The organism is Schaalia sp. (assembly GCF_050312375.1).
Taxonomy (GTDB): Bacteria; Actinomycetota; Actinomycetes; order Actinomycetales; family Actinomycetaceae; genus Pauljensenia; species Pauljensenia hyovaginalis.
Window position 1 is genome coordinate 63,642 of record NZ_JBNOYB010000105.1, and the last position, 21,591, is coordinate 85,232.

22 protein-coding genes and 5 tRNA genes are annotated in these 21,591 nt (G+C 69.5%); 24 read left to right on the plus strand and 3 right to left on the minus strand.

What is annotated here, in order from left to right:
- The first annotated feature begins 64 nt into the window (after positions 1-64).
- The 10 genes from ACQY7V_RS08300 to ACQY7V_RS08345 all read left to right on the plus strand — a co-directional run bounded on the left by ACQY7V_RS08300 (position 65) and on the right by ACQY7V_RS08345 (position 5,597).
- Positions 65-137, plus strand: a tRNA-Gly gene (locus tag ACQY7V_RS08300).
- Between the two features lies 1 nt (position 138).
- A tRNA-Val gene (locus ACQY7V_RS08305) sits at positions 139-210 on the plus strand.
- Between the two features lie 62 nt (positions 211-272).
- A tRNA-Gly gene (locus tag ACQY7V_RS08310) sits at positions 273-345 on the plus strand.
- Positions 346-386: 41 nt separating this feature from the next.
- Positions 387-457: transfer RNA gene (locus ACQY7V_RS08315), tRNA-Cys, on the plus strand.
- A 1-nt stretch (position 458) separates the two neighbouring features.
- Positions 459-530, plus strand: a tRNA-Val gene (locus tag ACQY7V_RS08320).
- A gap of 137 nt (positions 531-667) precedes the next feature.
- Positions 668-2,659, plus strand: a complete 1,992-nt coding sequence (gene thrS, locus ACQY7V_RS08325) for a threonine--tRNA ligase (RefSeq protein WP_320772186.1) — start codon at positions 668-670, stop codon at positions 2,657-2,659.
- Position 2,660: 1 nt separating this feature from the next.
- Positions 2,661-3,248 (plus strand): HIT family protein, encoded by a 588-nt coding sequence (locus ACQY7V_RS08330; protein WP_235360978.1) that lies wholly within the window; start codon positions 2,661-2,663, stop codon positions 3,246-3,248.
- The gene (gene pgsA, locus ACQY7V_RS08335) at positions 3,221-3,883 is read left to right on the plus strand and encodes a phosphatidylinositol phosphate synthase (protein WP_320836374.1); all 663 of its coding nucleotides are present in this window, start codon (positions 3,221-3,223) and stop codon (positions 3,881-3,883) included. Before ACQY7V_RS08330 ends, pgsA begins: the two co-directional genes overlap by 28 nt.
- Before the next feature lie 95 nt (positions 3,884-3,978).
- Positions 3,979-5,058: a PrsW family intramembrane metalloprotease gene (locus ACQY7V_RS08340; protein WP_428639756.1), complete on the plus strand. Its 1,080-nt coding sequence runs from the start codon at positions 3,979-3,981 to the stop codon at positions 5,056-5,058.
- A complete protein-coding gene (locus ACQY7V_RS08345) occupies positions 5,055-5,597 on the plus strand; it encodes an NUDIX hydrolase (RefSeq protein ID WP_154477478.1) in 543 nt (180 codons plus the stop codon). The genes ACQY7V_RS08340 and ACQY7V_RS08345 overlap by 4 nt, the downstream gene beginning before the upstream one ends.
- Before the next feature lie 14 nt (positions 5,598-5,611).
- Here ACQY7V_RS08345 and serB read toward each other — a convergent pair whose 3' ends face one another.
- On the minus strand, positions 5,612-6,310 hold the full coding sequence (gene serB / locus ACQY7V_RS08350; RefSeq protein ID WP_320836376.1) for a phosphoserine phosphatase SerB: 699 nt from the start codon (positions 6,308-6,310) through the stop codon (positions 5,612-5,614).
- The gene (locus ACQY7V_RS08355) at positions 6,307-7,545 is read right to left on the minus strand and encodes a glucose-1-phosphate adenylyltransferase (RefSeq protein WP_428639758.1); all 1,239 of its coding nucleotides are present in this window, start codon (positions 7,543-7,545) and stop codon (positions 6,307-6,309) included. Before ACQY7V_RS08355 ends, serB begins: the two co-directional genes overlap by 4 nt.
- Positions 7,546-7,715: 170 nt before the next feature.
- Between ACQY7V_RS08355 and glgA the strand changes: the two genes are divergently transcribed.
- From glgA to ACQY7V_RS08390, 7 genes are read left to right on the plus strand one after another with little or no spacing between them, the layout of a single operon-like run.
- A complete protein-coding gene (glgA, locus tag ACQY7V_RS08360; protein WP_428639760.1) occupies positions 7,716-8,948 on the plus strand; it encodes a glycogen synthase in 1,233 nt (410 codons plus the stop codon).
- A gap of 31 nt (positions 8,949-8,979) precedes the next feature.
- Positions 8,980-9,777, plus strand: coding sequence for an ABC transporter ATP-binding protein (locus tag ACQY7V_RS08365; protein ID WP_428639761.1), 798 nt, complete (start codon positions 8,980-8,982; stop codon positions 9,775-9,777).
- Positions 9,778-9,789: 12 nt separating this feature from the next.
- Positions 9,790-10,251: an NfeD family protein gene (locus tag ACQY7V_RS08370; protein WP_428639762.1), complete on the plus strand. Its 462-nt coding sequence runs from the start codon at positions 9,790-9,792 to the stop codon at positions 10,249-10,251.
- Positions 10,248-11,144, plus strand: coding sequence for an SPFH domain-containing protein (locus ACQY7V_RS08375; RefSeq protein ID WP_184452736.1), 897 nt, complete (start codon positions 10,248-10,250; stop codon positions 11,142-11,144). Before ACQY7V_RS08370 ends, ACQY7V_RS08375 begins: the two co-directional genes overlap by 4 nt.
- Before the next feature lie 39 nt (positions 11,145-11,183).
- Positions 11,184-12,518, plus strand: coding sequence for a glutamine synthetase family protein (locus ACQY7V_RS08380; protein ID WP_235360972.1), 1,335 nt, complete (start codon positions 11,184-11,186; stop codon positions 12,516-12,518).
- Positions 12,518-15,460, plus strand: a complete 2,943-nt coding sequence (locus ACQY7V_RS08385; RefSeq protein ID WP_320836377.1) for a bifunctional [glutamine synthetase] adenylyltransferase/[glutamine synthetase]-adenylyl-L-tyrosine phosphorylase — start codon at positions 12,518-12,520, stop codon at positions 15,458-15,460. Before ACQY7V_RS08380 ends, ACQY7V_RS08385 begins: the two co-directional genes overlap by 1 nt.
- A 12-nt stretch (positions 15,461-15,472) precedes the next feature.
- Positions 15,473-16,153: a histidine phosphatase family protein gene (locus ACQY7V_RS08390; protein WP_320836378.1), complete on the plus strand. Its 681-nt coding sequence runs from the start codon at positions 15,473-15,475 to the stop codon at positions 16,151-16,153.
- Here ACQY7V_RS08390 and ACQY7V_RS08395 read toward each other — a convergent pair.
- Positions 16,144-16,359, minus strand: coding sequence for a hypothetical protein (locus ACQY7V_RS08395; protein WP_154477493.1), 216 nt, complete (start codon positions 16,357-16,359; stop codon positions 16,144-16,146). The two genes, ACQY7V_RS08390 and ACQY7V_RS08395, sit on opposite strands and share 10 nt — an antisense overlap.
- A 39-nt stretch (positions 16,360-16,398) precedes the next feature.
- Between ACQY7V_RS08395 and ACQY7V_RS08400 the strand changes: the two genes are divergently transcribed.
- From ACQY7V_RS08400 to ruvB, 7 genes are all read left to right on the plus strand, one after another.
- Positions 16,399-16,890, plus strand: a complete 492-nt coding sequence (locus ACQY7V_RS08400) for a SixA phosphatase family protein (protein WP_303772256.1) — start codon at positions 16,399-16,401, stop codon at positions 16,888-16,890.
- A 99-nt stretch (positions 16,891-16,989) separates the two neighbouring features.
- Positions 16,990-17,748: a YebC/PmpR family DNA-binding transcriptional regulator gene (locus ACQY7V_RS08405; protein ID WP_154477497.1), complete on the plus strand. Its 759-nt coding sequence runs from the start codon at positions 16,990-16,992 to the stop codon at positions 17,746-17,748.
- 2 nt (positions 17,749-17,750) lie between these two features.
- Positions 17,751-18,653, plus strand: a complete 903-nt coding sequence (pdxS, locus tag ACQY7V_RS08410) for a pyridoxal 5'-phosphate synthase lyase subunit PdxS (protein ID WP_303775994.1) — start codon at positions 17,751-17,753, stop codon at positions 18,651-18,653.
- Positions 18,647-19,237, plus strand: a complete 591-nt coding sequence (gene pdxT / locus ACQY7V_RS08415; RefSeq protein WP_235360969.1) for a pyridoxal 5'-phosphate synthase glutaminase subunit PdxT — start codon at positions 18,647-18,649, stop codon at positions 19,235-19,237. Before pdxS ends, pdxT begins: the two co-directional genes overlap by 7 nt.
- Positions 19,238-19,247: 10 nt before the next feature.
- Entirely contained in the window at positions 19,248-19,877 is a 630-nt protein-coding gene (gene ruvC / locus ACQY7V_RS08420; RefSeq protein WP_154477503.1) for a crossover junction endodeoxyribonuclease RuvC, read from the plus strand.
- Between the two features lie 45 nt (positions 19,878-19,922).
- A complete protein-coding gene (ruvA, locus tag ACQY7V_RS08425; RefSeq protein ID WP_235360968.1) occupies positions 19,923-20,522 on the plus strand; it encodes a Holliday junction branch migration protein RuvA in 600 nt (199 codons plus the stop codon).
- Between the two features lie 4 nt (positions 20,523-20,526).
- The gene (ruvB, locus tag ACQY7V_RS08430) at positions 20,527-21,561 is read left to right on the plus strand and encodes a Holliday junction branch migration DNA helicase RuvB (protein WP_154477869.1); all 1,035 of its coding nucleotides are present in this window, start codon (positions 20,527-20,529) and stop codon (positions 21,559-21,561) included.
- Positions 21,562-21,591 lie beyond the last annotated feature (30 nt).

The window sequence follows — 21,591 nt, forward strand, 5'->3', positions numbered from 1 at the left end:
ATCGTCTTCGGGGCTGCTAATGTCTTCCCTGTTCGCAGCGAGCCCCTCGGGGCGAAGGCGACACGCGGATGTGGCTCAGTTGGTAGAGCATCACCTTGCCAAGGTGAGGGTCGCGGGTTCGAGTCCCGTCATCCGCTCGGGCGATTGGCGCAGCGGGAGCGCGCTTCCCTGACACGGAAGAGGTCACTGGTTCGATCCCAGTATCGCCCACGGTCGTTCCGATTCCATCGGACTCGACGGGACGGATGTCCCAGGTCGCTTGGCGATCATTCGCGGATGTGGCTCAGTTGGTAGAGCATCACCTTGCCAAGGTGAGGGTCGCGGGTTCGAGTCCCGTCATCCGCTCGTAGTCCCGCCGCTGCGCGTCGCGTGTGCGACGGGCACCTGGTGGGTTGGCCGAGAGGCGAGGCAGCGGCCTGCAAAGCCGTATACACGGGTTCGAATCCCGTACCCACCTCGGGCGATTGGCGCAGGGGTAGCGCGCTTCCTTCACACGGAAGAGGTCACTGGTTCGATCCCAGTATCGCCCACGGAATGATCCCGGAACCTTCGCGGTTCCGGGATTCTTCGTTGTGCGCACGCCCCGTGAACGCGCGGCGCGGAGAACGCGCCCGAGGCGAGTAGACTCATGGAGCAATAGAATCCGACCCCTTCGAGGAGGACCATCGTGCCCGTGATTGAGCTCGTCATCGACGGAGAATCTCAGACCGTCCCGGCAGGCACCACCGGCACGACGTGGTACGAGGGGAGGAACGAGGTCGTCGCCCTGTCGGTCGACGGTGCGCCGAAGGATCTCGACTCCGCCCTCGTCGCCGGAACCTCGGTCGAGGCGATCACCCTGGATTCCCCGGCGGGACTCGATATCCTGCGCCACTCGACGACCCACGTGCTCGCCCAGGCCGTTCAGGACCTCTTCCCCGAGGTGGACCTTGGGATCGGCCCCTTCATCACCGACGGCTTCTACTACGACTTCGGCAATATCGACGCCGTCACCCCCGAGCTGCTGCGCGAACTCGAGAAGAGGATGAAGCGCATCGTCAAGGAGGGCCAGGCCTTCCGCCGCCGCGTCATCTCCGAGGACGAGGCGCGCGTCGAACTCGCCGAGCAGCCCTACAAGCTCGAGCTCGTCACGACCAAGGGCAAGGGCGACGAGAGCGCGAGCGTCGAAGTCGGCGCCGGCGAGCTCACCATGTACGACAACGTCCGGCGGGACGGTTCGGTCGCATGGTCGGATCTGTGCCGCGGTCCGCACCTGCCCTCGACACGCCTCATCGGCAACGGCTTCGCCCTCACGAAGTCTTCGGCCGCCTACTGGAAGGGCGACCAGGCGAACGACCAGCTCCAGCGCATCTACGGCACCGCGTGGAAGTCGAAGGAGGACCTCGTCGCCTACCAGGAGCGGATCAAGGAGGCGGAGCGCCGCGACCACCGTCGTCTCGGCGCCGAACTCGACCTCTTCTCCTTCCCGGAGGAGCTCGGCGCGGGCCTGCCCGTCTTCCACCCCAAGGGCGGCGTCCTCAAGCGGGTCATGGAGGACTACGTCCGCCAGGCCCACATCGCCAACGGCTTCCAGTACGTGGGGACGCCCCACATCTCGAAGGAGGACCTCTTCCACACCTCGGGGCACTTGCCCTACTACGCGGACGGCATGTTCCCCCCGATGGACGACGACGGGCAGCAGTACTACCTCAAGGCCATGAACTGCCCGATGCACAACCTCATCTTCCGTTCGCGCGGGCGCTCGTACCGTGAGCTGCCGCTGCGCCTCTTCGAGTTCGGCACGGTCTACCGCAATGAGAAGTCCGGTGTCCTCCAGGGCCTCACGCGTGTGCGCTCGATCACGCAGGACGATTCTCACAGCTACGTGATGCCCGAGCAGGCGGCCGATGAGATCACCCACCTCCTCGGTTTCATCCTCACGCTCCTGAAGGACTTCGGCCTGGAGGACTTCTACCTCGAGCTGTCCACCCGCGATGAGGACGGCAAGAAGAAGGACAAGTTCATCGGTTCGGACGAGCAGTGGGAGCAGGCGACCGCGATCCTGCGCCGATGCGCCGAGGAATCCGGACTCGAATGCGTGCTCGATCCGGGTGGCGCCGCCTTCTACGGGCCGAAGATCTCGATCCAGGCGAAGGACGCCATCGGCCGCACCTGGCAGATGTCGACGATCCAGTACGACTTCAACCAGCCCGCGCGCTTCGGGCTGTCCTACACGGCCCCTGACGGCTCCCACCAGGAGCCCGTGATGATCCACTCGGCGAAGTTTGGCTCCATCGAGCGCTTCATCGGGGTGCTCACCGAGCACTACGCGGGCGCATTCCCCGCATGGCTCGCCCCCGTCCAGGTCAAGCTCGTGCCCGTGGCCGAGGCCTTCGACTCCTACGTCGACGAGGTCGCGGCGAAGCTGCGGGCCGAGGGCATCCGCGTCGAGGTCGATCACTCCGACGACCGCTTCGGCAAGAAGATCCGCAACGCCTCGAAGGAGAAGGTCCCCTTCACCCTCATCGCCGGCGGCGAGGACGTCGAGGCGGGTGCGGTCTCCTTCCGCTTCCGCGACGGCTCGCAGGACAACGGAGTGCCGGTCGACGAGGCCGTCGCCCGCATCGTCGGCCACGTGCGGGCACGCTCGAACTCCGACCTCTTCGAGACCGAGGCCTGAGATGACCGGGGAACCCCTGCCGGTCGAGGACTCCCGCTCGCTGGCGGGGGTTCCCGACGCCTTCGGTCGCTTCTGGACGCCCTATCGGATGGCCTACATCCAAGGAGAGGGCAAGCCCGCCGACGCGACGGACGCGGCCTGCCCCTTCTGCGCCGCGCCCGGGAAGACGGACGAGGAGGGCCTCATCGTCCACCGGGGCCTCAGCTGCTTCGTCCTCATGAACCTCTTCCCCTACAACTCCGGGCACCTTCTCGTCTGCCCCTACCGCCACATCGCCGACTACACGGAACTCGAGCACGAGGAGCGCGTCGAGTTCGGCGAACTCACGGCGAAGGCGATGAGGGTCATCCGGAGGGTGAGCGGGCCGGGGGGATTCAACATCGGGATGAATCAGGGCGAGGTCGCCGGTGCGGGCATCGCCGCCCACCTCCACCAGCACGTCGTGCCGAGATGGCTGGGGGATGCGAATTTCCTCCCGATCATCGCGCGCGTGAAGGCGGTCCCGCAGCTGCTCGATGACGCCCGGCGGATGCTGGCCGCCGCATGGTCGGAGGAGGACTGGTGCTCGGCAACCACGGCCGCTCGCTGACGAAGGCGATCTTCACACCGCTCGCCCGGCTTCTGGCGCGCGCGGGGGTCACCCCGAATCAAGTGACGATCGTCGCCACCCTCGCCTCGGTGGTGATCGCGATCTCGACCCTGCCCTTCGGGCACGTGTGGCAGGGCGCCCTGCTCCTCGGCATCGTGCTCTTCGGGGACTCGCTCGACGGCACCCTCGCGCGCATGACCACGGGCGGATCCCGCTTCGGAGCCTTCCTCGATTCGACCCTCGACCGCCTGTCCGATGGCGCCGTCTTCGCCTCCCTCACCGCCTGGGCGATCTTCTCCTTCCCCGAGGGCGCGGCCCGGACGTGGGCGATCGTGGCCGGACTGGCCGCGATCGTCGGAGCGGGCACAGTGCCCTACGCCAGGGCGCGCGCCGAATCGATCGGCATCGAGGCGAAGCTCGGAATCGCGGAGCGGACCGATCGTCTCATCGCGGCCCTCCTCGGAGGGCTGCTCGCCGACTGGGGATGGGGCGAGTGGTGGCTCACCGTCGGACTCGGGTGGGTCGCCCTCGGATCCTTCATCACCGTCGTGCAAAGAATCGTCTTCACCGCCGCCGAAGCATCCCGGCGGGAGCGGGAAAGCGCCGATCCCGGCGCGGAACGGGAGAGATCCTGAGTTTCAGCCACCCGATGCCGGCGCCGGGCGCCCCGACGCCGAGCTGGAGCATTCCCCCCGCCCCTCGCAAGCGGACGGGCGCCTTCGAAATCGTCGTGAGCGTCATCGGCGCATTCGCGATCGGACTGTCGATCCTCGGCTACCTCGGGCTGGCCGGCTGCACCACGACGCTCCACGTCGCCGTCTACGCCCTCGTTCCCCTCATGATCGTCATCTCCGTCCTGACGCGGATCGACCGATGGGAGCCGGAACCCTTCTGGACGAAGGCGACGGCGTTCATCTGGGGAGCCGGTCTCGCCGTCGTCTTCTCCTCGGTGGTCAATACCGTCTTCCTCTTCTCGGCCGAAGCGGCCCTCGCCGATGCTGATACGGCGATGCGCTTCACCACCGTCGCAGTGGCGCCGATCGTCGAGGAGAGCGCGAAGGGCCTCGGCGTGCTCCTCATCGTCCTCATGAGGAGGGAGACGATCCACTCGGTGCTCGACGGCGCCGTCTACGCCGGATTCGCGGGCGCGGGCTTCGCCTTCATCGAGAACATGCAGTACTTCATCGCGGCCTCCCAGGAGTCCATGACTTCTCTGACGGTCACCTTCATCCTTCGAGGGGCCTTCAGCCCCTTCGTGCATCCGATGGCGACCTCGATCACGGGAATGGCGCTCGCCTGGGCGCTGCTTCACGCCGGCACGGCCCTCGGGCGCCTCGCCGTGAGCGCCTCCGGATGGCTCGGCGCGGTCCTCCTGCACGCGCTGTGGAACCTCCTCGCCGGATTGCCGACCTCCGAATGGTTCCTCGCCTATCTCATGATCGAGGTGCCCCTCTTCACCGCGTGGCTCGCATTCCTCCTGCGCCTGTCCCGACTCGACGCCCGGTCCATCCGCATCGGTTTGGGGCCCTACGCCCGCACGGGCTGGATCCTCCCCGGGGAGATCGATCTGGTCACAGACGCTGCGGCGAAGAAGGCGGCGCGGGCCTGGGCCAAGGCCGGGGGCCCGCGCGCGACCCGCGCCCTCGAGGAGTTTCTCGTCGCACTGGCCGCCCTCGGACTCGATGCCGCGATCATGAACCGGCGCGGCCCCCAGACGGCGCGAATCGCGAAGGACCGGGAGCTCCTCGCCTCCGCGGCCTCGAAGCGGGCGGAGTTCCTCGCCCTCGTCGCGGGCGGAGGGACGCGATGACGAGCCCCCTCGGTGACGAATGGCCGCTCGACGCGGAGGGCTACCCGCACCGGGAGGCCGCGCGCGTCCTCCTCTTCGACGGGGCGGACAGATTGCTCCTGGCCCGCGGGCACGACGCGGATCAACCGGGCCGTTCATGGTGGTTCACGATCGGAGGCGGGATCATGCCGGGGGAGGGGCCCCGCCAGGCCGCGGTGAGGGAGCTGGAGGAGGAAACGGGCATCCGTGTCGCCTCGGAGCTCCTCGAGGGCCCCGTCGCCTACAGGAGCGCCGAGTTCGACTTCCTCGCCGTCACGGCCAGACAGGACGAGTGGTTCTTCCTCGCCCGAACGACCTCGGTCGCGCTCAGCGCCCGGGGCTGGACCGAGCTCGAGAAGGACGTCATCGATGAGCAGCGCTGGTGGGGCCTCGATGAGCTCGAAGAGGCGATGAAGGACCCGGATCTGGAGGTCTACCCGCGCAGGCTGGTCGTCCTCGCCCGCCAGTGGCTCGCAGGCTGGGACGGCGGCGTGACGCGCATCGTCGAGCGGGAGTACTGAAGGAGGTCGCCTCCTCAGTCCAAACCGAGGGGGCCGATGAGGACATCGAGTCGGCGCAGATCGAGGGCGTGCTGGACCGCTTCGCGAACCGCGGGCTTGGCGCAGAACGCGATGCCGATACCGGCCGTCCGCATCATCGCGATGTCATTGGCCCCGTCCCCGATGGCAACGGTCAGGGCGAGGTCGGCGTCATGGAGGCGCGCCCACTCCTCGAGCGCCCGCACCTTCGCCTCCGCCGTCACGATCTCGCCCAGGATCCGGCCGGTGAGGCGGCCCGCGCTGATCTCGAGGCGGTTGGCGAGGAAATGATCGATCCGCATCCGCCGGGCGAGGGGCGCGACGACCTCCTCGAAGCCCCCGGACACGACGCCGAAGGCCCCGCCGTGGGCGTGCACGGCATCGATGAGCTCCTGGGCGCCCTCGGTGGGATGCACCTCATCGAGGACCTGCGCGAAGACGCTCTGCGGAACGCCGGCGAGCGTGGCGACGCGTTCGCGAAGGGAATCGGCGAAGTCGATCTCGCCGTTCATCGCCCTCGCGGTGATCCGGGCGACGCGTTCACGGGTTCCGGCCCGGGCGGCGAGCTCTTCGATCACCTCCTCGGCGATGAGCGTCGAATCGACATCCGTCACGACGAGGCGCGGCGGAGGGGAGGCGGCGCTCCTGCCGAGTGAAGCGGCGGTCGGGACGAGGAGTTCGGAAACCTCCTTCACCGGCTGACGACCGTGCCCTTGGGAACGATCGTGATGCCCGACTCGGTGACGGTGAATCCGCGCTGGCGGTCGTACTCCAAGTCCACGCCGATCGCGGCGCCCTCCTCGACGAGGACGTTCTTGTCGAGGATGGCCTTGGCGACGACCGCATGGCGCCCGATGCGGCAGCCGTGCATGAGCACCGAGTCGGTCACCTGCGCCCACGAATGGACGTAGCAGTTCGGCGAGACGATCGAGTGGTAGACCTCGCCGCCCGAGACGATGACGCCCGGGGAGACGAAGGAATCGACCGCGTGGCCCATCCGGGAGTGCTCATCGCCGTAGACGAACTTGGCGGGGGGCAGGGAGCCGTCGATCATCGTCATCGTCGGCCACTCGCGGTTGTACAGGTTGAACACCGGGTGGACCGAGATGAGATCCATATTGGCGTCGTAATAGGCGTCGAGGGTGCCGACGTCGCGCCAGTAGTTCCGATCCCGATCGGTCGATCCCGGCACGTCGTTGTCCTTGAAGTCGTAGACGCCGCATTCGCCCCGTTCAACGAACCAGGGCACGATGTTACCGCCCATGTCGTGCTTGGAGTCGGGGTTGTGCGCGTCCTCGCGGAGCGCCGCGATGAGGTCCTTCGTCGTGAAGACGTAGTTGCCCATCGATGCGAGGACCTTCGTCGGGTCGTCGGGCAGGCCCTCCGGCGCCTCCGGCTTCTCGAGGAACTCCTTGATGACTCCGTCCCGGGCGTCGATCACGCCGAGGGCGGAGGCGATCTCGATGGGCTGGCGGATCCCCGCGACGGTGGCGGGCAGGCCGGAATCGATGTGGTGCTGGACCATCTGCGAGAAGTCCATCCGGTAGATGTTGTCCGCGCCGATGATGACGATGTAGTCGGGCTGCTCATCGTCGACGATGTTGAGCGACTGGTAGATCGCGTCCGCGCTGCCGAGGTACCAATGGGGGCCGCGCCGCTGCTGGGCCGGCACCGGCGCGATGAAGTTGCCCAGGAGGGGGGACGTGTACCAGGTCTTCGTCACGTGGCGGTCGAGCGAGTGCGACTTGTACTGGGTGAGGACGACGACCTTGAGGTATCCGGAATTCACGATGTTCGACAGGGCGAAATCGATGAGCCGGAAATGACCGCCGAAGGGAACGGCGGGCTTCGCGCGGTCATCGGTGAGCGGCATGAGCCGCTTGCCCTCTCCGCCGGCGAGAACGATAGCGAGCACGTGATTCTTGGCCATGAGCACAGACTATGCGGCAATGGTCCCGGCGCGCAGGAGTTCCGCGGGTGTGGCGCCGATCATAGACCGCGGGGCGGGATGAGGGGGCGCTCCGGGCCCCGCTCGTGCGTGACCTCAGTCACGGCTTGGTACGCTTGGAGCGCATATGCCGGTCGCTCGGAAGGAAACCCATGCGCGTCGACCTCCTCACCCGTGAATATCCTCCGCACGTCTACGGAGGAGCCGGTGTCCACGTCCTCGAGCTCGCCAAAGTCCTGAGGGACAGGGTCGCCGACCTGCGCGTCCACGCATTCGACGGCCCCCGGGTCGACGGGGGGCCCGGAGCGGACCCGGGCGTGACCGGGCACGCCGATCTCGCGGAGCTCGCGGGCGCGAATCCCGCCCTCAAGACCCTCGGCGTCGACCTCGCGATCGCGGATGCGACCTCGGGCGCCGACCTCGTGCACTCCCACACCTGGTACGCGAACTTCGCGGGTCACCTCTCGGCCCTCCTCAATGACGTTCCGCACGTGATCTCCGCCCATTCCCTCGAGCCCCTGCGGCCGTGGAAGGCCGAGCAGCTCGGCGGGGGCTACCGGGTCTCCTCCTTCGTGGAGCGCACCGCCTACGAGGCGGCCACCGCGATCGTCGCGGTGTCGAAGGGGATGCGCGACGACATCCTCCGCTGCTACCCGGCGATCGACCCCGAACGCGTCCGAGTGATCCACAACGGCATCGATCTCGAGAAGTGGAGGGCCCCGCGGACCCAGGAGGAGCTCGAACGCCAGGAGCGCGTCCTGAAGGAGCACGGGATCGATCCGCGGCGGCGCACGGTCGTCTTCATCGGGCGGATCACCCGGCAGAAGGGGCTCCCGCACTTCCTGCGCGCCGCCCGCCTCCTTCCCGACGACGTCCAGATCGTCCTGTGCGTTGGCGCCCCCGATACGCCCGAGATCGCCGCCGAGGTCGAGGGGCTCGTGAGCGAGCTCCGCCGAGGCCGAGCGGGCGTCGTCCTCATCACCGAGATGCTGCCCCAGCCGGAGGTCGCGGCCATCCTCGATGCGGCGACCGTCTTCATCACCCCCTCGGTCTACGAGCCCCTCGGGATCGTCAACCTCGAGGCGATGGCCCTGGGGCTGCCGGTCGTCGGAACGGCCACCGGGGGCATCCCCGATGTGATCGTCGACGGGCAGACCGGCTACCTCGTTCCGATCGACCAGCTCGATGACGGGACGGGGACCCCGCTCGATCCCCGGCGATTCGAAGAGGACATGGCCGAAAGGCTCACGGCGGTCCTGGACGACGCCGAGCTGGCGGCGCGGATGGGCGCGGCGGGACTGGCCAGGGCCCGTGACCTCTTCTCGTGGGAGGCCATCGGCGATGCGACCGCCGCCCTCTACGGCGAACTCCTGGGTACCGAATGACCCGGGCGGATCTCGCAGGTAGGGTTGGGGCATGAGCTCTGTACTCTCACTCGACGCCGCGGTGGTCGCCCGCAGGGGGCACCCGATCCTCGACGGCGTCTCCTGGACGACGGCGCCCGCGCAGCACTGGGTGGTCCTGGGGCCCAACGGCGCGGGGAAGACGAGCCTCGCGCGCGCCGTTTCGGGGCGTCTGCGCCTCACCTCGGGGACCGCGACCCTGCTCGGCGAGGACGTCGTGCGCATCCGTCCGGCCGAACTGGCGACCCGCGTCGCCCTCGTGTCGAAGTCCTCGGCCCCCTCGATCCGGCCCGGGAGCACGGTGCGCGACCTCGTGCGCACGGGGGCGTGGGGCGTCACGGTGCATCGGGACGAGCAGTACGAGGCGCTCGACGACGCGCGCTGTGAGGACCTTCTCTCGGCCTTCGGGGTCGCCCGCCTGGCGGACCGCGAATTCTCCACCCTCTCGGAGGGGGAGGCCCAGAGGGTGCTCCTCGCGCGCTCGCTCATGCCCGATCCCGAGGTCCTCATCCTCGACGAGCCCACCGCCGGACTCGACCTGGGGGCGCGCGAGCTGCTCGTCGGCGCCCTCGAGGAGATCATCGCCGCGCCCGACGCGCCCCAACTGGTCCTCATCACTCATCAGGTCGAGGAGATCCCGGCAGGCGTCACCCACGCGGCCCTCATGTCCGGGGGATCGATCCTGAGCGCCGGTCCGATCGACCGGGCGATCAACGGCGTCGACCTCTCGGCCGCATACGGATTGCCGCTCCTGGCGGGCCGTGGTGATTCGGGCCGCTGGTGGGCGCGGGGCGCCGCACGGGCCCGATAGGGAGGGAACGCCATGGGACACGCGATGTGGTGGCTCGCCGGGGCCGTCGTCCTCGGCATCATCGAGGTCGGCACGGTCGACTTCGTCTTCCTCATGCTCGCGCTGGGCGCGCTCGGAGGGGGCGCCGCGAGCGCCCTCGGGGCGGGATTCGCGGTCGAGGTCGCGGTATTCTCCCTCGTCGCCGTCCTCGGCCTCCTCCTGGGGCGGCCGTGGATCAAGGCGCGCCTGGCCGCCTCGACGCCGGACGTGAGGACCAACGTCCACGCCCTCGTCGGCGCCCGGGCGGTCGTCCTCGCCGAGACCGATGCGCACGACGGGCGCATCAGGCTCGAGGGCGAGGTCTGGTCGGCCCGCACCGAGGGCCCGCCCCTCGCCGAGGGCGCGCAGGTCCGCGTCCTCGCGATCGACGGGGCCACGGCGCTCGTCGAAGCCTCAGATGACGGTTCCGAACCATCGAAAGGAATACACCCGTGACCGAGCTCCCGCAGATCTTCGGAGGATGGATCGTCCTGATCCTCCTCGTTCTCCTCGTCGCATTCGCCCTCGGACGGGCGATCCAGATCGTCCCGCAGTCCCGGGCCCTCGTCATCGAGCGCCTCGGCAAGTTCCACACCGTCATGTACGGGGGCTTCCACGTCCTCGTGCCCTTCGTCGATCGCATCGCTTCGCGCGTCGATCTGCGCGAGCAGGTGACGAGCTTCCCGCCCCAGCCGGTCATCACCGCCGACAACGTCGTCGTCTCGATCGATTCGGTCATCTACTACCAGGTGACCGACCCGATGCACGCGACCTATGAGATCGCCAATTTCATCCAGGCGATCGAGCAGCTCACCGTGACGACCCTGAGGAACGTCATCGGCTCCCTCGACCTCGAGCAGACCCTGACCAGCCGTGATTCCATCAACACCCAGCTGCGGGGCGTCCTCGACGAGGCGACCGGCCGCTGGGGCATCCGCGTCAACCGCGTCGAGCTCAAGGCGATCGATCCGCCGCCCTCGATCCAGCAGGCCATGGAGCAGCAGCTGCGCGCCGAACGCGACAAGCGCGCCGCCGTCCTCACCGCCGAGGGCGTGCGCCAGTCCCAGATCCTCCAGGCGGAGGGCGAGAAGGAATCGGCGATCCTGCGGGCCCAGGGCCAGGCGGAGGCCGCCGTCACCCGCGCGCGGGGCGAAGCGGAGGCGATCGCCACGGTCTTCGCCTCGATCCACGACGGCAACCCGACGCCGGACCTGTTGAGCTACCAGTACCTCCAGATGCTGCCCGAGCTCGCCAAGGGCGAGTCCTCGAAGGTGTGGGTCGTGCCGACGGAGCTCACCGCCGCACTGGATTCGATTTCGAAGGGCTTCGGCGCCGCGAAGCAGGACTGAGCCCCGTCGGGCGAGGCGACCAGGAGGAGACGAGGAGACATGGACCGTCAGCAGGAACAGGTGATGCGGGAAGTCGCCCAGCGCGACATCCGCTTCATTCGACTGTGGTTCACCGACGTCGCCGGCGTCCTCAAGTCCGTGGCGATCGACCCGGGCGAACTCGAGGACGCCTTCACGGAGGGCATCGGTTTCGACGGTTCCTCGATCGAGGGGCTCACGCGCGTGCACGAGTCCGACATGCTGCTCCGGCCGGACGCGCAGACCTTCCAGCTCCTGCCGTGGAGGGGCGCCGCCGATCCCGTCGCCCGCATGTTCTGCGACGTGTACACGCCCGACGGGCAGCAGGCCCACTCGGATCCGCGGGCGGTGCTGGAGCGGGTCGTGGCGCGCGCCAGGGGGCTGGGCTTCACGGTGATGGTCCATCCGGAGATCGAGTTCTACCTCCTGCGGCCGCCGGTCTCGGTCGACCGCATGGTGCCCGTCGACAACGCCGGCTACTTCGATCACGTCGCGCGCGGCGATTCGAACGACTTCCGCCGCAGAGCCGTGAGAATGCTCGAGGACATGGGCATCCCCGTCGAGTTCTCCCATCACGAGGGCGGGCCGGGGCAGAACGAGATCGATCTGCGCGCGGTCGATGCGGTGACCGCGGCGGACAACATCATGACGGCGCGCACGGTCATCGAGGAGGTCGCGCTCCGCGAGGACCTGGTCGCGACCTTCATGCCCAAGCCCTTCATCGACCACCCGGGTTCGGGGATGCACACGCACCTGTCCCTCTTCGAGGGCGAGGAGAACGCCTTCTACGACCCGTCGGGCGAGTACCAGCTGTCGCGGACGGGGCGCTGGTTCATCGCGGGCCTGCTCGCGCACGCGCGGGAGATCACGGCGGTCACGAACCAGCACGTGAACTCCTACAAGCGCCTGTGGGGCGGGGGAGAGGCGCCCTCCTTCGTCTGCTGGGGCCACAACAACAGGTCCGCGCTCATCCGCGTTCCGGTGTACAAGCCGGACAAGCGGCGGGCGGCCCGCATCGAGTACCGGGCCCTCGATCCTGCGGCGAACCCCTACCTCGCCCTCGCGGTCCTCATCGCGGCCGGACTCGACGGGATCGAACGGCGCCTCGAGCTCATGGACGAGGCGGAGGACAACGTCTGGGACCTCACCGACCGCGAGCGCCAGGTCCTGGGCATCGAGGCCCTTCCCTCGTCGCTCTCGTCCGCGGTGAGGCTCATGCGCGAATCCGACCTCGTCGCGGCGGCCCTCGGCGAGGAGGTCTTCGACTACGTCGTGCGGAACAAGGAGAACGAGTGGCTGGAGTACCGCCGCCAGATCACTCCGCAGGAGATCCGCCAGTTCCTCAAGGTCTACTGATGCCCGTGACCTCGAAGGGCCTGCGGCAAGCTGGGTTCCTGGACCCCCTTCGGGCCGAGTCCTTCCTCGCCGCTCTCCCGGGCGACCCCGAGGCGTGGGTGAGGCTCTGCGCCCGCTGCGCGGATCCGGATCTCGCCGCGCTGACGGCGCTCCGATTGGCCGAGGCGGATCCGCGGGTGCTGTCCGGCCTCATCGACGAGGGCGGGGACCGGCTCGCCCGACTGGTCGGGGTGCTCGGCGCTTCGCCGTGGTGGGGCGATCATCTCGTCGCGGACCCCTCGCGCGCCGAGGGCGTCTGGGTCGAGCCCCCGCCCGCCCGCCGCGCGCTTCTTGAGTCGCTCGGAGCGGATCCGGGCGCGGATCTCCCGATCGCCGCGCCCCGGGCGAGCGCCGATGACATGAGGCGGGCCTACCGGAGGGTCCTCCTCGACCTCGTCGCCGACGACCTCGCGAGTCCGGATCCCGTTGGGGACGTGCCCTCGGTGGGCCGCAGGCTCTCGGATCTGGCCGATGCGGCCCTGGAGGCCGCGCTCGCCCTGGCCAGGAGGGACATCGATCCCGAGGGGCGCGCGCGCCTGGCCGTCATCGCGATGGGGAAGACCGGGGCGCGCGAACTCAACTACGTGTCGGATGTGGACGTCGTCTACGTCGTGGAGCCCGCTGAGGGCGTCGATGAGCGCGAGGCGGTGGAACTGGGGGCCCGTTTGGCGGCGATCGCCGCCCAGGCGTGTTCGGGGGCGGGCGCCGAGCAGCCCCTGTGGACCGTCGATGCGAATCTGCGTCCCGAGGGCCGCAACGGCGTGCTCGTGCGCACCTTGGACTCCTACGTCCAGTACTGGAGGAAGTGGGCGCAGAACTGGGAGTTCCAGGCGCTGCTCAAGGCGCGCCCGGCCGCCGGGGATGCGGAGCTCGGCAGGCGATTCGCCCTGACCGCTTCGGAGTTCGTGTGGTCGGCCGCGGGGCGCGAGGGCTTCGTCGAGAACGCGCGGGCCATGCGCCGCCGGGTCGAGGACTCCATTCCCCGCAATCAGGCCGATCGGGAGCTCAAACTCGGCCGGGGCGGGCTGCGCGACGTGGAATTCACGGTCCAGTTGCTTCAGCTCGTCCACGGCAGGACCGACGAGTCCTTGCGGGTCGCCTCGACGGTCGAGGCGATCGACGCGCTGAGCGCTGGCGGCTACGTCGCCCGCAGCGATGCGGCCGAGCTCAGGGGCCACTACTGCTTCTTGCGGGCCGTCGAGCACAGGGTCCAGCTGACCAGGATGCGGAGGACCCACCTCGTCCCCACCTCCGCCGCGGAGCTGCGCAGCATCGGCCGGGCGATCGATCCGGCGCGCTTCGCGACGCAGGACGACTTCCTGCGCGAACTGGAGCGCGTCCGCTCCAGGGTGCGCGAGTTGCACGAGGAGGTCTTCTACCGCCCGATCATCACCGCGACCGCGGGTCTGAGCCCGGATGAGGCGGCCCTGGACGAAGAAGGCGCGCGCGCCAGGCTGGCCGCGATCGGCTACATCGACCCGAACGGGGCGCTCGGGCACATCGGGGCGCTCACGCGGGGGACGAGCAGGCGTGCGCTCATCCAGCGCCATCTGCTCCCCGTGTTCATCTCCTGGCTCGCCGACGGCGCCGATCCCGATCTCGGCCTGCTGTCCTTCAGGACGCTGTCCGAGCAGATCGGCGACTCGCACTGGTACCTCGCGCTGCTGCGCGATTCGGGGGTCGCGGCCTCGCGCCTGTGCCGGATGCTCCCGAATTCGCGATGGATCGCCGAGGCGCTGTCGACCGCCCCCGAGGCGATCGCCTGGCTCGACTCCGACGCGGACCTCGAAGCCCGGACGCCCGGGGCGCTCGCCAAGGAAGTCGATTCGCTCATCGGCAGGCACCCGGATGCCGAGGACGCGGCTGCCCGCACGCGCGCCGTGCGCTCGCGCGAACTCCTCCGTTCGGCGATGGCGGATCTGCTCATCGGGATCGCGCCGACGAGGAAGGCGATCGCCCAGGCGACGGACGCTGCCCTCATCGGCGCGCTGGACATCGCCCAGCGCGAGGACGCGGCGCGCCACGGGGCCGATAGGGCGCGCGTCGTCTTCTTCGCGATGGGCCGCTACGGGGGATCGGAGTCCTCCTACGCCTCGGACGCCGACGTCATCGCCTGTCACGCCGAGGCCGGGGGCGCGAGCGCCGCGGAGGCCGCGGAGTCGGCGACGTGGATCGTCAACCGCGTCAAGGCGCTCCTGGGCAGGACGACCTCGCAGATGAGCGTCGCCCTCGACCTCGATCTGCGTCCCGAGGGCAGATCGGGGCCGATGTCGCGGACCGTCGATTCGCTGAGGGACTACTACTCGAAGTGGTCCTCGACCTGGGAGCGCCAGGCGCTCCTGCGGGCCCGCCCCGTCGCCGGACCGGCCGAGCTCCTCGCATCCGCGGGGGACGCGATCGACGCTCTCCGCTGGTCCGGGCCCCTCAGCGCAGCCGGGCTCAAGGACATCCGCCTCCTCAAAGCGCGGATGGAGAGCGAGCGCCTCCCCCGGGGCGCCGAACCCGCGCGCCACGTGAAGCTCGGCCCCGGAGGGCTCAGCGACGTCGAGTGGGTCGTTCAACTCCTCCAGCTCCGCCTGGCCTCCGATCATCCGGCATTCCGCTCGCCCTCGACGATGGAGGCCCTGGAGGCCCTCGTCGCGGGAGGCGCGATCAGCGCCGAGGACGGCGAGGTCCTGTCCGCCGCGTGGAGTCTCGCCTCGCGGATCCGGGCGGGCAACGTCCTGACGACGGGTAGGATGTCGGGCGCCAAGCTCGACGCCCTGCCGCGCGATGCGCGCGAGCTCATTCCGCTCGCCCGCGTGCTCGGCTACCGGGCCGGCTCCGAGGCCGATCTGGAGGAGGACTGGATGAGGGCGGCGAGGCGGAGCCGGGCCGTGATGGACCGGCTCTTCTGGGAATGATTGAGGGAACGAATGGAACTTGTCCTCGTCCGTCACGGCGAGACCTACGCGAACAGGGCGCACGCCCTCGATACGGGCAGGCCCGGTCTGCCGCTCACTCCCGATGGCCTCGCTCAGGCCGAGCGCCTCGCCGAGCGGTGGGAGAGGGAGGTCGCGGGCCCGCCCCTCGTCCTGGCGGTCTCCCCCTTGACGAGGACGCGCCAGACCTGCGCGCCGCTGTGCGCGAAGTACGGCCTCACGCCGCTCATCCGCCCGGGGATCCGTGAGCTGCGCTCGGGCGATGTGGAGATGAACGCGGATCCGCATTCGGATTCGCTCTACGTCGAGGGCACGGGGCGCTGGTCGCATGCGCATCAGGACTTCAGGATGCGGGGCGGGGAGACCGGGAGCGAGGCGCTCTCGCGCGCGCTCCCCGTCGTGGCCGAGGTCGCCCGGCGCGTGCGCGCGATCGATGCCGGGGGAGTCGGAGTGATCGTGGCGCACGGCGCGCTCCTGCGGCTGCTCGCCTCGACGCTCGCCGACAACATCTCCGGCGACCTGGTGATGACGCATTTCATGGGGAACACGGGCACCGTCGTATGCGAGTGGCCCGACGATCTGGGCGCCGAGGACCCGGGCCGCCTCATCGGCGCGCTCCGCGCGCGCACCTGGAATGATCGTCCGGTGGACGCCTGGGAGCGCCCTCAGTCCTGAGCATCCCCGATCGGCGCGATCTCGAAGGGGAAGCCCCGGTAGCGCATGTAGTCGGCGAGGAAGGCCTCATGCTCGGCGCATGAGAGCCAGACCTTCGAGGCCGCCCAGGGGATCTTCGGGTTCGACCACTCGATGCGCAGGGTCGCCGGTCGCGAGCACTCCCGCGCCGCGCACACCCCCTCTTCGGGTCCGCGTGCCAAAGCCATGTCGACCTCCTCCTCCCTTCGGCACTGTAGTGTTCCCGCATGGAACAGCGCACCCTCATCCTCGTTAGGCACGCCGATGCCCGCCCCGGCGGGCCCCGCGACGAACTGCGCGAGCTGACGCCCTCGGGGGCCATGCGCGCCCTCGAGCTCGGAAGGATGCTCGCCCCCGTCTCAGGGGCCGTCGATCTCGCCCTCGTCTCCCCGGCGCTGCGCGCACGGCGCACCTTCGAGGGGATCGCCCGGTCCCTCAGCGTCTCGCAGTCGCTCACGCACTCCGCGCTCTACCTCGAAGGCGCCCACTCACTGCTCGCGGATGCGCGCGCACTCGACGCCGGGACACTGCTCGTCGTCGGTCACGAGCCGACGATCTCGCAAGCGGGCCTCCTCCTCGGCGATGAGGAGGCGAAGGCCTTGCTCGCGCGGGGGATGCCGACTGCGGGCGCGCTCGTCATCCGCTACCCGTCCGCCCTCGAGGCCCTTGAGGGCGCGGGCCTCGGCGTCGAGATGCTCGTCGCTCCCCGCTTCGAGTGATTCGTCACCTCGTCCCACGCCGAGCGCCCCCATCTCGAAGCGGGCTTTCGCGGTCGGTAGAATGGCCCGGTATTCAATCCATCCCAAGAGGGAGCACTGATGTCGGGACACTCCAAGTGGGCGACCACCAAGCACAAGAAGGCCGCGATCGACGCCAAGCGCGGCAAGCTCTTCGCGCGACTCATCAAGAACATCGAAGTCGCCGCGCGCACGGGCGGTGGCGACCCCGCGGGCAACCCGACCCTCTTCGACGCGATCCAGAAGGCGAAGAAGAACTCCGTCCCCGCCGATAACATCACGCGCGCCGTCAAGCGCGGTTCGGGCGCCGAGGCCGGCGGCGCGAACTATGAGACGATCATGTACGAGGGCTACGGGCCCAACGGCGTCGCCTTCCTCGTCGAGTGCCTCACCGACAACCGCAACCGCGCGGCCTCCGACGTCCGCCTCGGCTTCACCCGTCACGGCGGCTCCCTCGCCGATCCCGGTTCGGTCTCCTACCTCTTCTCGCGCCGGGGCGTCATCGAGGTCCCCGCAGAAGGCGTCGATGAGGACGCGCTCACCGAAGCGGTGCTCGACGCGGGCGCCGAGGACGTTACCGCCGAGGGCGAGCTCTTCGTCGTCGAATCCGATCCCTCCGACCTCATCGAGGTCCGCAAGGCCCTCCAGGCCGCCGGCATCGATTACGACTCCGCCGAGGTCCAGTTCGTCGCCTCGACCGAGGTCGAGCTCGACCTCGAAGGGGCCCTCAAGGTCAACAAGCTCATCGACGCCCTCGAGGATTCCGATGACGTCCAGAACATCTACACGAACATGACGCTGCCCGACGAGGTCCGCGCGCAGCTCGAGGAAGAGGAGTGACCATGGCCGAGGCCGAGTCCACCCGCGAGGTCGGAACCGCTCGCGTCAAGCGAGGAATGGCCCAGATGCTCAAGGGCGGCGTCATCATGGACGTCGTCACCCCCGAGCAGGCGAAGATCGCCGAGGACGCGGGCGCGGTCGCCGTCATGGCGCTCGAGCGCGTCCCGGCGGACATCCGCGCCCAGGGCGGCGTCGCCCGCATGTCGGACCCCGACCTCATCGACGGCATCATCAACGCCGTGTCGATCCCCGTCATGGCGAAGGCCCGCATCGGGCACTTCGTCGAGGCACAGGTCCTCCAGTCCCTCGGCGTCGACTACATCGACGAATCCGAGGTCCTCACCCCGGCCGACTACTCCCACCACATCGACAAGTGGAACTTCACCGTCCCCTTCGTCTGCGGTGCGACCAACCTGGGCGAGGCCCTCCGCAGGATCAACGAGGGCGCGGCGATGATCCGCTCCAAGGGGGAGGCCGGAACGGGCGACGTCTCGAACGCGACGACCCACATGCGCAAGATCCGCGACGAGATCCGCCACCTCACGAGTCTTCCCGAGGACGAGCTTTACGTCGCGGCCAAGGAGCTCCAGGCCCCTTACGAGCTCGTCGCCGAGGTCGCCCGCGAGGGGCGCCTCCCCGTCGTGCTCTTCACCGCCGGCGGCATCGCGACCCCCGCCGACGCCGCGATGATGATGCAGCTCGGCGCCGAGGGCGTCTTCGTCGGCTCGGGCATCTTCAAGTCGGGTGATCCCGCCAAGCGCGCCGCCGCGATCGTCAAGGCGACGACCTTCTACGACGATCCCGCGGTCATCGCGGAGGTCTCGCGCGGCCTGGGCGAGGCGATGGTCGGAATCAACGTCGATGACGTCCCCGTCAGCCACCGTCTCGCGGAGCGCGGATGGTGACGATCGGCGTCCTCGCCCTCCAGGGCGATGTCGGCGAGCACGTGCGGGCGCTGGAGGAATCCGGCGCCCGCGCGCTCGCAGTGCGCAGGCCCGGGGAGCTCGAAGCGGTCGACGGCCTCGTCATCCCCGGCGGGGAATCGACGACCATGTCGAAGCTCCTCCTCGCCTTCGGCCTCTTCGATCCGCTGAAGGCGCGGATCGAGCGGGGGATGCCCGTGTGGGGCACCTGTGCGGGAATGATCCTGCTCGCCTCGTCGATCCTCGACGGCCGCCCCGACCAGAAGAGCCTCGGGGCGATCGACATGGTCGTGCGCCGCAACGCCTTCGGACGCCAGGTCGACTCCTACGAGGAGGACCTCGAGGTGAGCGGTCTCGCCGATCCCTTCCACGCCGTCTTCATCCGGGCCCCCTGGGTCGAGTCCGTGGGGGAGGGCGTCGAGGTGCTCGCCCGTGCCGGTGATGATCCGGCCGGGCCGATCGTCGCGGTTCGCTCCGGCCGGGCGCTCGCGACGAGCTTCCATCCGGAGATCGGGGGGGACCGCAGGATGCACGGGCTCTTCGTCTCCCTCGTGCGGGGATCTTGAGGACCGGCCCATGAGGGTGATGGGGATCGACCCCGGACTCACGCGCTGCGGCATCGGCGTCGTCGACGTCGACGCGGCCCGCAGGGCGCGCCTCGTCCACGTATCGGTCGCCCGTTCCGACAAGGACCTCGCCACGCACTTCCGCTTGCGGACGGTCGCCGACGCGATCGATGAGGCGATCCGCCTCTACGAGCCGGAGGTCGTCGCCATCGAAAGGGTCTTCGCGCAGGACAACCTGCAATCGGTCACGACGACGATGCAGGTCATGGGGGCGGCGATGACCTGCGTGGGCAGGGCGGGACTGCCGATGGCGGTCCACACGCCCTCGGAGGTGAAGTCCGCCGTCACGGGGAACGGGCGCGCGGGCAAGGCGCAGGTCCAGGCGATGATCGCCAGGATCCTCGGGCTCGACGCTCCGCCGCGCCCCGCCGACGCCGCCGACGCCCTGGCCATCGCGATCTGCCATTCGTGGCGGGGCACCGGATTGCTCGGGGCGGGCGACGACTCCTCGGTGAGCGTCTCCCTCTCGGGGCGCCTCACATCGAAGGGGAGCATGACCCCCGCCCAACGGGCCTGGGCGGAGGCCCAAGCGGCGCAACGCCGCACCGGAGCCGTCGATCCCAGGCTGCGCCGGGGCTAGAATCGTACAGGTGTTCGCCCTCGGCAAGAGAAAGCAGGGACTTCAGTGATCGCTCAGCTCACCGGAACGGTTGCGTCGACCGATCTGGAGTCGGTCGTCCTCCTCGTCGGGGGCATCGGGTTCTCGGTGAGGGTTGCGCCCGCGCTCTCGCAGTCCCTGACGCCCGGTGAGGAGACGACGATCCATACGAGTCTCATCGTGCGCGAGGATTCGCTGTCGCTCGTCGGCTTCGAGACCCCCGACGAGCGGGAGGTCTTCACCGTCCTTCAAACGGTCTCGGGCATCGGGCCCAGGATCGCGCTCGCCGCTCTGGCGGTGCTCACCCCGAACGAGCTGCGCCGGGCCGTCCGCGATCAGGATCTGACGACCCTCCAGCGCATCCCCGGCGTGGGGAAGAAGTCCGCTCAGCGCATGGCCCTCGAAATCGGGGACAAACTCGGGGTCCCTGCGGCGCTCGAGGGCATCCGGGAATCGGCCCCGGCCTCCTCGGGCGCGGTTGAGGCGGAAGTGCGCGCCGCCCTCGTCTCCCTCGGTTGGTCCGACGCGCAAGCGGGAGGCGCCCTCGACGCCCTCGGGGGCCAGGGGCTGGGCGCATCCGATCTCCTGCGCGCCGCGCTCGTGAGACTGGGAGGCGGACGTGCCTGAACCCATGGACATGCTCGGATCCGAGGCCGCGCGGATCGTCGCCCCGGACGCCGGTGAGCTCGAACGGGCCGCCGAAGCCGCGCTGAGGCCCAAGCGCCTCGCCGAGTTCGTCGGCCAGAGGGTCGTCCGCGACCAGCTCCAACTCGTTCTCGACGCGGCGCGCGGCCGGGGGGCGCCCCCCGATCACGTCCTGCTCGCCGGCCCCCCCGGACTGGGCAAGACGACGCTCGCCATGATCATCGCGGCGGAGATGGGGACCTCCCTGCGCCTCACCTCCGGTCCTGCGATCCAGCACGCGGGTGATCTCGCCGCGATCCTCTCGGGCCTCCAGGAGGGCGACGTCCTCTTCATCGACGAGATCCACCGGCTCGCGCGGACCGCCGAGGAGATGCTCTACCTCGCCATGGAGGACTACCGCGTCGATGTCATCGTCGGCAAGGGGCCCGGCGCGACCTCCATCCCCCTCACGCTTCCGCCCTTCACCGTCGTCGGCGCGACGACCCGCTCCGGACTGCTGCCGGCCCCCTTGCGCGATCGCTTCGGGTTCACCGCGCATCTCGAGTACTACGAGACCGATGAACTCGAGTCGGTGGTCACCCGTTCGGCGGAGCTGCTCGGGGCGCCGATCGCCGTTTCGGCGGCGCATGAGATCGCGTCGCGATCGCGCGGGACGCCGCGGATCGCGAACCGCCTGCTCAGGCGGGTTCTCGACTACGCGCAGGTGCGGGGTTCGGGCTCGCTCGATCTGGAGGCCGCGAAGGGCGCGCTCGCCCTGTTCGAGGTCGACCCGCTCGGACTCGACCGGCTGGACCGCGCCGTCCTCGATGCCGTGTGCCGGCGCTTCGCGGGCGGCCCCGTGGGTCTGACGACCCTCGCGGTCACGGTCGGCGAGGAGGCCGAGACGGTGGAGACGGTCGCCGAACCCTATCTGGTGAGGGAGGGCTTCCTCGTGCGGACGAACCGCGGCCGGGCGGCCACGCCGAAGGCCTGGACGCATCTGGGACTCACCCCTCCGCCCGATTCGACTCTCTTCGGCTGATCGGCGTCTCCGTCGCCCAGCGGCGTCGAC